The following is a 13,130-nucleotide window of genomic DNA, read 5'->3' on the forward strand; positions in this document are numbered from 1 at the left end:
CAGCGATGACCTCCGATCTGTTTTCCTTCGCGCACGCCGATGCGCTCGATGCCGCGGACCCGCTGACCGCCTTGCGCGGCGAGTTCCACATCCCGAAGCACGGCGGCCATGAGCAGGCGTATTTCGTCGGCAACTCGCTCGGCCTGCAGCCGCGCGGCGCGCGCGCGCACGTCGAGGAAGTGCTGGACAAGTGGGCCACGGAAGCCGTGGAAGGCCATTTCACCGGCAGCGCGCAGTGGCTCCCGTACCACGAACTGGTACGCGAACCACTGGCGCGCGTGGTCGGGGCATTGCCGACGGAAGTGGTGGCGATGAACACGCTCACGGTCAACCTGCACCTGATGATGGTCAGCTTCTACCGGCCCACGCGCGAGCGCCCCGCGATCCTGATCGAAGCCGGCGCGTTCCCGTCGGACCGGCACGCCGTCGCCTCGCAGCTGCGCTTCCACGGCTTCGACCCGGAAGTCGACCTGATCGAACTGGAACCCGACGAGGCCAATGGCACCTTCTCGATGGGCGCGATCGAGCGCGCCATCGCGCAGCACGGCCGACGCCTCGCGCTGGTGCTGTGGCCGGGCGTGCAATACCGCACCGGGCAGGCGTTCGACCTGAAGGAAATCGCGCGGCTCGCCCATGCGCAGGGCGCGATGTGCGGCTTCGACCTCGCCCACGGCGTGGGCAACCTGCAGCTCGAACTGCACGACAGCGACGCCGACTTCGCGGTGTGGTGCCACTACAAGTACATGAACTCCGGGCCCGGCGCGGTCGCCGGCTGCTTCGTGCACGAACGCCACGCCAACACCGATCGGCCGCGCTTCGCCGGCTGGTGGGGCCACGACGTGTCGACGCGGTTCCGCATGGGCCCGCAATTCGTGCCCACGCCGGGCGCGGACGGCTGGCAGCTGAGCAATCCGCCGATCCTCGGCCTGGCGCCGCTGCGCGCCTCGCTCGAACTGTACGACCGCGTCGGCATGCAGCGTCTGCGCGAACGCTCGCGCCGGCTGACCGGCTATCTCGAGAAGCTGATCAACACGCGCCTGGGCGACACGCTGCAGGTGGTCACGCCGACCGATCCCGTGCAGCGCGGTTGCCAGCTGTCCATTCGCGTGGCCGGGGGACGCGAGCGCGGCCGCGCCCTGTTCGACTACCTGCAGGCGAACGGCGTGCTCGGCGACTGGCGCGAGCCCGACGTGATCCGCATCTCCCCCGCCCCGCTCTACAACACCCACAACGACGTGCTGCGTTTCGCGCAGGCCGTGGAGAACTGGACTCATGAGAGCCGGCGCAATGGCTGAGCACCGTCACATCACCATCGTCGGTGCGGGCCTCGCGGGCGCCCTGCTTGCCACCCTGCTCGCGCAGCGCGGCTGGTCGGTGGACGTGTACGAGAAGCGCGGCGATCCGCGCGTCCAGGGCTATGCCGGCGGACGCTCGATCAATCTCGCGCTGGCCGAGCGCGGCCGCCACGCGCTGCGCCTGGCCGGCGGCGACGACGAAGTGATGGCGCAGGCGGTGATGATGCGCGGCCGCATGGTCCACTTCCTCGACGGGCGCACCGACCTGCAGCGCTACGGCAAGGACGACAGCGAAGTCATCTGGTCGGTGCACCGCGGCGAGCTCAACCTGATCCTGCTCGAAATCGCCCAGCAGGCCGGCGCGAGGCTGCACTTCCACCGCGGCCTGGCGAGCGTCGATTTCGCCAACCGCAATGCGCGCTTCAAGGACGATCGCGACGGCAGCCTGCACGACGTCGCGTTCGAGTCGCTGGTCGGCGCCGATGGCGCCGGTTCCGCGCTGCGCGCCGCCATGATGGGCATGCAGGACCTGGGCGAACGCACCGAATTCCTGGGGCATTCCTACAAGGAACTGGAAATTCCGCCCTCGCCCGAAGGTGGCTTCAGCATCGAGCCCAATGCCCTGCACATCTGGCCGCGCGGCCGCTACATGTGCATCGCCCTGCCCAACGACGAGCACACCTTCACCGTCACCCTGTTCCTGCCCAACGAGGGCGAGCCGAGCTTCGCAACCGTGAAGAACGGCGCGGACGCGCGTGCGCTGTTCGAACGCGATTTCGCCGATGCGGTGCCGCTGATTCCCAAGCTTGAACGCGACTTCGAGCAGAACCCCACCGGGCTGCTGGCGACGCTGTACCTCGACAACTGGCACATCGACGGGCGCGCCGTGCTGCTGGGCGATGCCGCCCACGCAATGGTGCCGTTCCATGGCCAGGGCATGAACTGCGCCTTTGAGGACTGCGTCGCCCTTGCCGAACACCTGGCGCGCCATGCCGACCGCGCCGCCGCATTCGCCGCGTTCCAGGCCGAGCGCCTGCCCAATGCGCGGGCGATCCAGCAGATGGCGCTCGAGAATTACCTGGAGATGCGCGATCGCGTCGACGACGACGACTACCTGCTCCAGCGCGCGCTCGAGCGCCAGCTGGCCGATCGCCATCCCGACCGCTTCGTGCCGCGCTACGCCATGGTCACGTTCCGCCGCCTGCCCTATGCGGTGGCATTCGAACGCGGCCAGGCGCAACGCGAATTGCTGGTCGAACTGACCCGCGGCCATGCGTCGCTGGACACGCTCGACTGGGACGCCGTCGACGCGGCGGTCCGCGCGCGCCTGTCGCCGCTGCCGGTGGAAGCGTGAACCTGCGGTCCGGCCGGCTCGATCGGCTGGCTGGCCCCACTTCTTTCCGAACCGCTCTCAGCGGCTGAGACCGCGCCGCGCTATACGGTTGCCAATGCCCGCCAGCTTCCTGTTCTACGACCTCGAGACCTTCGGCGCCGATCCGCGCACCAGCCGCATCGCCCAGTTCGCGGCGATCCGCACCGACACCGAGCTCAACGAAGTCGACGAACCGATCAGCATCTTCGTCCGCCCGGCCGACGACCTGCTGCCCTCGCCCACGGCCACGCTGATCACCGGCATCGCGCCGCAGGCGGCGCTGCGCGACGGCATGAACGAGGCGCAGGCGTTCTCGCTGATCTTCGACGAGATGGCGCGGCCGGAGACCTGCACGCTCGGTTACAACTCGCTGCGCTTCGACGATGAATTCGTCCGCTATGGGCTGTTCCGCAACTTCTACGACGCCTACGAACGCGAATGGCGCGGCGGCAACTGCCGCTGGGACCTGCTCGACGTGCTGCGGCTGGCGCATGCCCTGCGACCGGAAGGACTGGTCTGGCCGCAACGCGAGGACGGCGCGACCTCGTTCAAGCTGGAACATCTGGCCCACGCCAACGACGTGCGCGTCGGCGACGCGCATGAAGCGCTGTCCGACGTCCGCGCGCTGATCGGGTTGGCGCGCAAGCTGAAACAGGCGCAACCGCGGCTGTGGGACTACGCGCTGAAGCTGCGCGACAAGCGCTTCGTCGCCAGCCTGGTCGACGTGGTGGCGATGACGCCGCTGCTGCACGTGTCGCAGCGCTTCCCCGCCAGCCGCCTGTGCTCGGCGCCGGTGCTGCCGTTGGCACGGCACCCGCGCATCGACAACCGCGTGATCGTGTTCGACCTGGGCCAGGATCCCGCCGCGCTGCTGCGGATGACGCCCGCCGAGATCGCCGACCGCCTGTACACGCCGGCGGCCGACCTGCCCGAGGGCGAGGAACGCATCGCACTCAAGGAAATCCACCTCAACCGTTGCCCGGCCCTGGTCGCGTGGGACCACCTGCGCGCCGCCGACTTCCAGCGCCTGGCGATCGATCCGCAGCAGATGGCGGAACGCGCGGCACTGCTGCGCGAAGCCGGTCCGGCATTGGCCGAAAAGGTCCGCCAGGTCTTCTCCACCGAACGCGATCGCGCTCCGGCGGACGTCGACGCCTCGCTGTACGACGGCTTCATCGGTGACGGCGACAAGCGCGTGTTCGCGGAAGTGCGGGCGACGCGACCGCAGGCGCTGGGCGCGAAGGCATTCGGCTTCCGCGATCCACGCCTCCCCGAACTGCTGTTCCGCTACCGCGCGCGCAACTGGCCGGAAACGCTGTCGCTCAGCGAACAGGCGCGCTGGAGCGAGTACCGCCGCGCGCGCCTGCGCGACGAGCGCGGCCTGTCCGAATACAGCTTCGACACCTTCCGCGCCGAGATCGCCGCGCTGCGCGCCGCGCACGCGGCCGACGGGGCCCGGCAGGTATTGCTGGACCAGTTGGAAGCCTGGGGCCGGGAAGTCGAGGCCAGCTTGGCCTGACGGCGCATCCGCGCCGACGGGCCTTGTACCTTGTGGCTACGGCCGTTCGACCAAGGGCTTGTCCGGGTCGACGACATAGGTGGCCAGCTCGGAGGCTTCGCCGTCGCCTGCATTGCGCGCGCTGTGGAGCACCCCGGCCGGGATGAACAGCGACTGGCCTGCGTGCAGGACGATCGGCGCGCCGCCATCCAGTCGATACTCCAGCGTGCCTTTCAGCACGTAGGCGACTTCCTCGCCCGGGTGGCGGTGTTCCGCCGCCAATGCGCCCGACGCGAAGTCGACGCGCACCTGCACGACATCCCTGCCTGGCACGGACAGCTCACGCTTGAGCAGGTCGGTGCGCGAAATGCCGGGCTGCTGCGCCCACGCCGCAGCCGCGGAGACGCCGGCCAGCGCGAGCGCCAGGACGATGCGGGACTTCTTCATGGCAGTGATCAACCGATGGAATGGAGCCTGCATTGGACACCAGGCATGTATCCACGATGTGTCGCAAAGCAGGCGCAACCGCATCACGGCGTAGCAGCCTGCCCTCCGGCATGCAACTTGCACGTCACCACGCGATAACCGGACGCGCCGAGAATTGCACGGGCACGCATCCGGAGAACGCACGTGAAGATCCTCATGGTCCTGACTTCGCACGACAAACTGGGCAACACCGGCGACAAGACCGGATTCTGGCTGGAAGAATTCGCCTCGCCCTACTACGTGTTCAAGGATGCGGGGGTGGACGTCACCGTGGCATCGCCGAAAGGCGGTCAGCCGCCAATCGATCCCAAGAGCGACGATCCCGCCAACCAGACCGAGGCGCAGGACCGCTTCAAGGCCGATCCCAAGGCGCAGTCGGTCCTGGCCAATACCATCCAGCTGAAGGGCGTGAACGCCGCGGACTACGACGCCGTGTTCTATCCCGGCGGCCATGGACCGTTGTGGGACCTGGCCGAAGACCCCGCCTCGATCAAGCTGATCGAGAACTTCTACGACAGCGGCAAGCCCGTCGCCGCGGTCTGCCACGCGCCGGCGGTACTGCGCCATGTGGAGTTCAAGGGCGAGCCCATCGTCAAGGGCAAGCGCGTCACCGGCTTCACCAACAGCGAAGAGGAAGCCGTGCACCTGACCAACGTGGTGCCCTTCCTGGTCGAGGATGAACTCAAGCGGCTGGGCGGCAAGTTCGAGAAAGTCGACGACTGGCAGAGCCTGGCGATCGTGGACGGCCGCCTGGTCACCGGGCAGAACCCGTCGTCGTCGGAAGCCACGGCGAAGGCGCTACTGGGCGTCCTGCACTGAGTCAGCGCATCTCCACGACGGCGTCGGCGGGAAGTTCGAGCACGGCATCCAGGCCTCCACCCTCGCGGTTGCGCAGGGTGAGCGTGGCCCCGATGGCGTCGGCGAGCTGTTGCGCGATCGCGAGGCCGAGGCCGGTGCCGCCGGTATCGCGGTTGCGCGAGGCTTCGAGCCGGTAGAAGGGCTCGAGCACGCGGGCGAGCTCGTCGTCCGGGATGCCGGGCCCGCGATCGCGAATCCAGATGCGCACCCGCTTGGCCGCATCGAGCTCGACGTGCACTTCGGCTGCGCCCGCGTACTTGAGCGCGTTGTCGACCAGGTTCGCGACGATGCGTCGCAGGGCGTGCAACCGGGTTTTCACCTGCGCAGGCGCGCGTCCGGTGAGCATTACCGGCTTTCCGGTATCGCGATAGTCGGACACGAGGCTTTCAAGGAATGCCTCCACATCCAGGCGCACCACGGCCTCCTCGCCGCCGTGCGCGCTGCGCGCATAGGCGATGCCCTCGCGCACCAGGTGCTGCATCTGGCCGAGGTCCTCGAGCATCCGGTCGCGCTCGGGGGCCGCGTCCATCGCTTCCACGCGCAGGCCCATCCGCGTGATCGGCGTCTGCAGGTCGTGCGAGATCGACGCGAGGATCTGCAGGCGCTCGCGCATGTAGCGGGCGATGCGGTCCTGCATCGCATTGAAGGCCGCCACGGCATTGGCGACTTCCCTCGGCCCGCCCGGCTGCAGGCGTTGCCCTTCGCCGGTCGGGTGCAATGCCTGCGCGGCATTGGCCAGGCGCACGAGCGGCCGCGTCGCCAGCCGTACCGCGGCCCAGGTGCACAGCAGCAACAGCGCCAGCTGCGCGACGAGCACGTACGGCAGCCAGCGTGCGATCGGCATGACCGACGGGCGCACGTCCACGGTGACGACGGTGCCGTCGCGCAGGCGCGCGTGCATCTCGAATCGCGCCGGATCCCCGCCCACCGCATTGGCCGACAGGGGGTATCGCGGCCCGAGCGCGGCGCCGATGCGCTGCACCAGCTCGCGTGCCGACGCGTCGGCCAGCGGCGGTCCGCCTGCGCCGGCACCCAGCCGATAGCCGAAGGTGCGCCGCCGCAACAGCGGCAACATCCCCGTGCGTTCGGCAGGCGACAGGCGGTCGAGCATGTTCACGGCCACGACCACGTCCTGCTCGACGTTGCTCATGAGCATTGAACGCGCGGACTCGTAGCGCTCGTAGAACAGCAGGCCGAACGACAGCCCATGCGCGACCAGCAGTCCACCGAACACGATCAGCGACAGTCGCGCCGCAATGGTCCGCGGCCACCAGGCGATGGCGCGGGTCACGCTCATCCGTCTTCGTCCACGACGGTGACCGGCATGCTGAACACGTAACCCTCGCTGCGCACCGTCTTGATGTACGACTGCTCGCGCGCGTCATCCTGCAGCCGCTGGCGCAGCCGGCTAACCAGCAGGTCGATCGATCGCTCGAACATCTCGGCGTCGCGCCCCTGGGTGAGGTTGAGCAACTGGTCGCGGTTGAGGACGCGGTTGGGGTGATCCAGGAACACCCGCAGCAGGCGGAACTCCGCGCCGCTGAGCGCGACGATCGTGTCGTCCGGCGCCAGCAGGTGCCGTGCGGTGGTGTCGAGCCGCCACTGGCCAAATGCCAGCAGCCGGCCGGCGTCGGTCACCTGGAGATTGGGCGGCAGCATCCGGGTGCGGCGGATCACGGCCTTGATGCGGGCCAACAGCTCGCGCGCCGCGAACGGCTTGACCACGTAGTCGTCCGCACCCATCTCCAGCCCGAGGATGCGGTCGGTTGCGTCGTCGCGCGCGGTGAGCATCACCACCGGAATCGCGCGGTGCTTGCCGGCGCGCAGGTTGCGCGCGATCGTCAGCCCGTCCTCGCCCGGCATCATCACGTCGAGCACGATCAGGTCGACCGCGCCCGTATCGAGCACCGCGCGCATCTCGCGGCCGTCGGCGACGGCGGTCGCGCGCAGGCCGTTCTTGAGCAGATAGTCGGCGACCATCTTGCGGATCTCGGCATCGTCGTCGACGACGAGAATGTGGTCCGGCTGTTCCATGTCACGGCCTCGCGAGCAGGCGTCGTATCTCGCCTTCGGTGGCGTCGTAATCGCCTTCGCCATAATGGCGGTACACCACATTGCCCTCCCGATCGACCAGGTACAAGGCCGGCCAGTACTGGTTGCGGTAGGCATTCCAGGTCCGGTAGGCGTTGTCGAGCACCACGGGATACCCGATGCCCAGGCGGCGCACCGCCGCTTCGACGTTTTCCGGGGCGTATTCCTCGTCCAGTTCCGGGGTGTGCACGCCCACGATCACCAGTCCCTGGCTCGCGTATCGGGCGTGCCACTGCTTCAGGTGCGGCGTGACATGCAGGCAATTGATGCACGCGAACGTCCAGAACTCGACCAGCACGATCTTGCCGCGCAGGCCGGCCATCTTCAGCGGCGGGCTGTTGAACCAGGCGCCGGTGCCGACGAACTCGGGCGCCGGCCGTGCCGGCATCGCCCCCGTTCCGGCGGTGCAGCCCGCGCTGGCGACAGCCAGGCACAACACTGCGGTGAGCAGCTGCAGGGTGCGCCGGGCCGCCGATCGTGGCTCGGCGGCGCGGAGCAGGTTCGACCATGGGGAGGTCGCGCGGGCCATCAGGCGATCGCCAGTTCCACGTTGATGTCGCCACGCGTGGCGCGCGAGTACGGGCAGGTCTGATGGGCGATCTCGACCAGCTTGCGCTTGGTCTCGTCGTCGACGCCGGGGATATTGATGTTGAGCTTGACCGCCAGCTGGTAGTCGCCTGCGGCGATCTTGCCGAGCGATACCTCGGCGTCCACCGAAGTCTCTTCCGACAGGCGGATCTTCAGCGACTGCGCGGCGATGCCGATGGCGCCGAGGAAGCACGCCGAATAGCCGACGCCATACAGCTGCTCCGGATTGGTGCCCGGATTGCCGGAGCCGGGAAAACCCAGCTGGACGTCGAGCGCGCCGTCGCTGGACTTGCCGGCGCCGTTGCGGCCGCCGGTGACATGGGTGTAGCCGGTGTAGATCACGGTTTCGAGGGGAACGTTGGTGGTCATTACTGCGATTTCCTGTGGTGGTAGACGTGGAGGTACTACTTGGAAGCAGCGCCGGATGGCGCAGGGAGGCCTGTGGGGGACACAGGATTCGGGGAAGGCGCGGTGCCGAGCACCACGCCCTGGTCATGCAACTGCCGCAACAACGGCAGCGCGTGGAGCTGCAACTGCGCTTGGTCGGCGCCGATCTCGCGCGCAAGCGCGGCAAGGTGTTCCCGACCGGTGCGCCGTTGCGACTGCAACGAGGCGAGCAACTGGTAGACGAGAGGCGCGATGCGGGTGAAATGCACTTCGTGGCGTTCGTCGCGGTGGACCAGCAACGTGGTTGGCGCCTCGGGTGCCGACTTCGGCACGTGGCCGGGGCCGATGTCCGTGACCGGCCAGCGATACGCCAGCGGCATCGCCAGCGGCGACAGCACCAGCACGCCGTCCAGCAGGTCGCCTTCGCGATCGTGCAGCGGCATGGCCGCATCGCTGGTCCACAGCGCCTGCTCGACCCATTCGTAGTGCGCGAGTTCGTGCAGCCAGGGCGGCAACGTGCGGTCGTCGGCGCGCGCCTCCAGGTAGTCGACGAACTCGCCGGCGACCTGCGGGAACAGCGGCGTACGGCTGCGGTGGGTTGCATAGAAGGCCTGCACCAGCGACTTCCAGCGGTTGTCGCCCAGCGTCGCGTGGATCACCGGGAAGCCGCTGGCAAGCAGGCCCTCGATCGCGTTGAAGAACAGCTCGCGATATACGCGCAGCCGGCGCGCTTCGATACCGGGCGGCGGTGCATGGCGCGACGGATCGCGCAGATGGCGCGCCATCGTGAACTGCTGGTGGCGCAGGAGGTCAGCCACGGACCTGCTCCAGGAGCCGTCGGCGATCGGCATACGCCAGCTGCAGGCGGCGGATGCGGCCGGTCTCCTCCAGCAGTTCCGCAAGCGGCGGGAAGTTGAAGTCGCGCTCGAGCAGCGTCGGCCGTACGCCGAAGCGGCGGTAGGCGCTTTCGAGCAGGTCCCACACGTCCGCCTTCACCGGTGCGCCGTGCGTATCGATCTTCAGGTCGACGTCTTCGTCGAAGTGGCCGGCGATGTGGTAGGAAACGATGCGCTCGCCCGGCATGCGCGCGATGAAGGCTTCCGCGTCGTAGCCGTGGTTGATCGCGTTGACGTAGACGTTGTTGACGTCGAGCAGCAGGTCGGTGTCGGCTTCGGCCAGCACCGCGCGGATGAAGTCCACCTCGCTCAGCGCCTGGTACGGCGCGGCGTAGTAGGAGACGTTTTCCACCGCGATGCGGCGACCCAGCACGTCCTGCACCTGGCGGATGCGCGCGGCCACGTGGTGAACGGCTTCCTCGGTGAAGGGGATCGGCATCAGGTCATAGAGCTGGCCGTCGTCGGCGGTGTAGCTCAGGTGCTCGCTGTAGAGCGCGACATCGAAGCGGTCGTTGAACTCACGCGTCCTGCGCAGCAGTTCCAGGTCCAGCGGCTCCGTGCCGCCCAGCGACAGCGACAGGCCATGCGCGGTGAGCGGGAAACGCGTGGACAGCTGCGCCAGTTGCTCGCCGAGCTGGCCACCCACGCCGATCCAGTTGTCGGGCGCGAGTTCCAGGAAATCCACTGCGCCGCGGTCCATCGCAAGCAGCGACGGAAGCAGGCCGCGGCGCAGGCCCAGGCCGGCGGTAGTGGAGGAATCGAGCAGGCGCATGACGAGGGTCTCGGTAAGCGCCCCCGCGGTGGAAGCCGGGGGGCGCAAGGGGTGCTAGGGGAATTACTCGGGGAAGGCGGCGAAGCGACCCTTCGGGATCTGCCGGCCGTTGGCTTCGTAGCGGGCCTTGGTGTAGTCGTAGGCCTCGCGCTCGGAGATGAAGCCGTCGCGGTTCGTATCCTTGTCCGCCCAGGCAGTGCCGGTCGGCACCACGACGAGGTACTCGGCCTTCGACACCAGGCCGTCGTCGTTCGTATCGGTCTTGTTGAAGCGCGCGTCGCCGCACTGGCCTTCGCCGCACTTGCCTTCGGCGGTCTTCTTCGCGGCGGTGGGCTTGGCCGGCTTGCTGTCGGCGCCGCACTTGCCTTCACCACACTTGCCTTCGTCGCCGGCATGGGCCGCGGCGAGCATGTAGCCCTGCGCCAGCGGCTGCATCGCGAATGCCGAGCTGCCGAGGGCGAGGCCGGCCAGGGCGACGCCAAGCAGTCCGGCGGTCTTGAGGGTATTGGAACGGGTCATTGCTGTTACTCCTGGGGGTGGGAACACGGTGGAGGCCGTGTGGAAGTCGCGCTACGACTGCAGCGCAAGGCGATTGGGAAACAGGGCACGCCGGCCGAGGGCGTGATCGAGGCTGAAGCGACCGGCCCCGTTGAACATCAGCGGCAGCAGCATCACCAGGTAGATCAACGGCAGCTTGTAATTACCGAAGCCGTGGTCGGTGATCGAATAGCCCTGCCACAACTCCGCGAAGCTCGACCATTGCACCGGCCAGTGCACGGCCTGGATCGCCACGATCGTGAGTACGAACAGCGCCGCGGCGGCGTAGCGCGTGCCCAGCCCGACCAGCAGCGCGATGCCGGCGACCAGTTCGATCCAGGTCGCCATCGCCCAGTTGGCGTTCGCGGGCAACAGCGAGAACGGCAGCGGGAACTTGTCGGCGATCTCGGCGAACCAGTTCTCGCCCTGCAGCTTCTCGCGGCCGGCGTCGAAGTATTCGTAGGCCAGCAGCACGCGCAGGCCCAGCGGCGCCAGCCACTGCCCGGCGCCATCCAGGCGCGCCAGCAAGGCGGGACGAAGACGGGTTGTCAGGGTGAAGCGGTCCATCTGGATCTCCCGGGGCCGGAGCCCCCTGTCGTTTCGATGGGCGCCATTTCGCCCCGTGGAGGTATCGCGCGGGTGTCGCGCGACCCTCGGATTTGTCGTGGAACGTGGCTGCGGGCCGGCCGGATACAGTTCGTTACGAAGCCAGCAGCTCGGCAGAGCGCAGCAGGCGCTGCTCGTAGCCTTCGATGTCCTGCGAGCCGCTCCAGAGCAGCTGCCCGTCGAAGAGGTAGCTGGGCACGCCGTTCAGGCCGCTGGCGAGCACCGCCAGCGCGCGCGCACGCACGGCGTCGCGACCGGGCAATGCCCGCTGCAGCGCGCCGTCACGCAGGCCGACGGCCTCGGCGACGCGCTCGAGTGCCGCGTGGTCGCCGATGTCCTGGCCCTGCTCGAAGTAGGCGACGAACAGCGCATCGACGAGCCGCTCCTGCAACTCGGCCCCGCCCTCCTCGCGCGCCAGCCGCACCAACGCGTGCGCGGCGATGGTGCTGGACGTGCGGGATTGCCGCGCGTAGTCGAACTTCGCGCCGAAACGCCGGCCGGCTTCCACCGCGCGCGCATCCATCGCGAGTGCGTTGTCCCAGCCGAAGCGCATCGTGCGGAACTGACGGCGGTCCATGCCCGCGTCTGGCAGGTCGGGATTGAGCAGGTACGGCAGCCAGTCGATCTCGACGTCCAGGCCCTGCCCGGCCAGGCGCAGCAGCGCCTGGTCGAGACTGTGCTTGCCGATGAAACACCAGGGGCAGATCAGGTCGATGACGACCTGCAGACGCAGCGTGCGGCGCATCACTGCGACTCCCCGCCGAGTTGTCCGGTGTAAACCGGCAGGCGCACTTCTACGTCGCGCTTCTCCTGCAGGCCTGCCTGCATCAGCTGCTTGATGCGCTGCTGCGCCGCGGGGCGGCCGACCGAGCGGATGAAGCCTTCCCATTCGGCGCCGATCTCGGCATCGGACGGCAGGCTGGCCACGCCCACCAGCCGCTTGATGTCGGTGATCGCCTGTTTGTCGAACCTGGCGATGCGGCGCGCGAGCGTGTCGACGAAGCCGTCGAGCTCGGCGTCCGGGAAGGATCGGTTGACGTAGCCGTAGCGTTCGGCAAGGTCGCCATTGATGTCGTTGCCGCTGAGCAGCACCTCGAGCGCACGACCGCGCCCCATCAGTCGCGGCAGGCGCGACATCGGCCCGCCACCGGGGACCAGCGCGGCGCCGATCTCCCACTGCGACAGCACCGCTCTTTCACGGCTGGCGAAACGCATGTCGCTGGCCAGGGCAAGCTCGCTGCCAACGCCAGTGGCGCGGCCGCGGATCGAAGCGATCGACACGACCGGTGCGCGGCTCAGGCGGACCAGCATGTCGGGAAGCGGCGGCAGGCCCGTCGGTCCATTGGGCAGACTCGTCGTGGCTTCCAGCGGCGGGACGAAGTCGTAGTGCGTGAGGAAGAAGCCAGGCACGGCGCTGTCGAACACGACGACCTTGAGCCTGGGATCCTTTTCGATCTGCGCGATCACCGCATTCAGTTGCGGGATGGTGTCCGGGCCGAAGATGTTGTACGGCGGATTGTCGACGGTGACGCGCCAGTATTCCGGGGTGACGCGCGTGACCAGGATCTGCTGGCGCACGGCGTTCTGTTGGGTTTCGGGCGTCACCGGCGCGGGCTTCGCGGCCTGCGCGCCGGTGGCCAGCAACATGCCGGCGGCGATCAGTTCCGCGGCAAGGCGTTTGAACTTCATGGCAGTTCTCCAGGATGGGGCTTCAAAAGGACGAGCGATCCCTTCGCGCAGCGCG

At 68.4% G+C, this 13,130-nt stretch carries 15 protein-coding genes; 4 read left to right on the forward strand and 11 right to left on the reverse strand.

Annotated features, from left to right (window positions below; translation table 11 throughout):
* Positions 1-5 precede the first annotated feature (5 nt).
* The 3 genes from kynU (at position 6) to sbcB (ending at position 4,186) form a co-directional block, all read left to right on the forward strand.
* Complete coding sequence (gene kynU / locus BP05_RS08415; RefSeq protein ID WP_496362394.1) at positions 6-1,295, forward strand: kynureninase; 1,290 nt, start codon at positions 6-8, stop codon at positions 1,293-1,295.
* Positions 1,288-2,649, forward strand: coding sequence for an FAD-dependent oxidoreductase (locus BP05_RS08420; RefSeq protein ID WP_496362396.1), 1,362 nt, complete (start codon positions 1,288-1,290; stop codon positions 2,647-2,649). The genes kynU and BP05_RS08420 overlap by 8 nt, the downstream gene beginning before the upstream one ends.
* Before the next feature lie 94 nt (positions 2,650-2,743).
* Positions 2,744-4,186: an exodeoxyribonuclease I gene (gene sbcB / locus BP05_RS08425; RefSeq protein WP_496362398.1), complete on the forward strand. Its 1,443-nt coding sequence runs from the start codon at positions 2,744-2,746 to the stop codon at positions 4,184-4,186.
* Positions 4,187-4,222: 36 nt separating this feature from the next.
* Here the strand turns inward: sbcB and BP05_RS08430 are convergent, their stop codons facing one another.
* Positions 4,223-4,612: a cupin domain-containing protein gene (locus tag BP05_RS08430; protein ID WP_496362400.1), complete on the reverse strand. Its 390-nt coding sequence runs from the start codon at positions 4,610-4,612 to the stop codon at positions 4,223-4,225.
* A 183-nt stretch (positions 4,613-4,795) separates the two neighbouring features.
* On the opposite strand from BP05_RS08430, the gene BP05_RS08435 reads away from it, so the two are divergent.
* Positions 4,796-5,470, forward strand: coding sequence for a type 1 glutamine amidotransferase domain-containing protein (locus BP05_RS08435; RefSeq protein ID WP_496362402.1), 675 nt, complete (start codon positions 4,796-4,798; stop codon positions 5,468-5,470).
* Between the two features lies 1 nt (position 5,471).
* On the opposite strand, the gene BP05_RS08440 is transcribed toward BP05_RS08435, so the two are convergent.
* The 10 genes from BP05_RS08440 to BP05_RS08485 all read right to left on the reverse strand — a co-directional run bounded on the left by BP05_RS08440 (position 5,472) and on the right by BP05_RS08485 (position 13,075).
* Positions 5,472-6,806: a sensor histidine kinase gene (locus BP05_RS08440; RefSeq protein WP_496362404.1), complete on the reverse strand. Its 1,335-nt coding sequence runs from the start codon at positions 6,804-6,806 to the stop codon at positions 5,472-5,474.
* Complete coding sequence (locus tag BP05_RS08445) at positions 6,803-7,543, reverse strand: response regulator (RefSeq protein WP_496362406.1); 741 nt, start codon at positions 7,541-7,543, stop codon at positions 6,803-6,805. The genes BP05_RS08440 and BP05_RS08445 overlap by 4 nt, the downstream gene beginning before the upstream one ends.
* A 1-nt stretch (position 7,544) precedes the next feature.
* The gene (locus BP05_RS08450) at positions 7,545-8,129 is read right to left on the reverse strand and encodes a redoxin domain-containing protein (RefSeq protein ID WP_496362408.1); all 585 of its coding nucleotides are present in this window, start codon (positions 8,127-8,129) and stop codon (positions 7,545-7,547) included.
* Positions 8,129-8,557, reverse strand: coding sequence for an organic hydroperoxide resistance protein (locus BP05_RS08455; RefSeq protein ID WP_496362410.1), 429 nt, complete (start codon positions 8,555-8,557; stop codon positions 8,129-8,131). Before BP05_RS08455 ends, BP05_RS08450 begins: the two co-directional genes overlap by 1 nt.
* A gap of 35 nt (positions 8,558-8,592) precedes the next feature.
* On the reverse strand, positions 8,593-9,393 hold the full coding sequence (locus BP05_RS08460; protein ID WP_496362412.1) for an HvfC family RiPP maturation protein: 801 nt from the start codon (positions 9,391-9,393) through the stop codon (positions 8,593-8,595).
* The gene (locus tag BP05_RS08465) at positions 9,386-10,243 is read right to left on the reverse strand and encodes an HvfB family MNIO-type RiPP peptide maturase (RefSeq protein ID WP_496362414.1); all 858 of its coding nucleotides are present in this window, start codon (positions 10,241-10,243) and stop codon (positions 9,386-9,388) included. Before BP05_RS08465 ends, BP05_RS08460 begins: the two co-directional genes overlap by 8 nt.
* Positions 10,244-10,306: 63 nt before the next feature.
* The gene (locus BP05_RS08470) at positions 10,307-10,762 is read right to left on the reverse strand and encodes an HvfA family oxazolone/thioamide-modified RiPP metallophore (RefSeq protein WP_496362416.1); all 456 of its coding nucleotides are present in this window, start codon (positions 10,760-10,762) and stop codon (positions 10,307-10,309) included.
* A gap of 51 nt (positions 10,763-10,813) precedes the next feature.
* Complete coding sequence (locus BP05_RS08475) at positions 10,814-11,347, reverse strand: HvfX family Cu-binding RiPP maturation protein (RefSeq protein ID WP_496362418.1); 534 nt, start codon at positions 11,345-11,347, stop codon at positions 10,814-10,816.
* Positions 11,348-11,480: 133 nt separating this feature from the next.
* Positions 11,481-12,131 (reverse strand): DsbA family oxidoreductase, encoded by a 651-nt coding sequence (locus BP05_RS08480; RefSeq protein WP_496362420.1) that lies wholly within the window; start codon positions 12,129-12,131, stop codon positions 11,481-11,483.
* Positions 12,131-13,075: an enoyl-CoA hydratase/isomerase family protein gene (locus BP05_RS08485; protein ID WP_496362422.1), complete on the reverse strand. Its 945-nt coding sequence runs from the start codon at positions 13,073-13,075 to the stop codon at positions 12,131-12,133. The genes BP05_RS08480 and BP05_RS08485 overlap by 1 nt, the downstream gene beginning before the upstream one ends.
* Positions 13,076-13,130: the final 55 nt, after the last annotated feature.

Source organism: Lysobacter oryzae DSM 21044, from assembly GCF_059568595.1.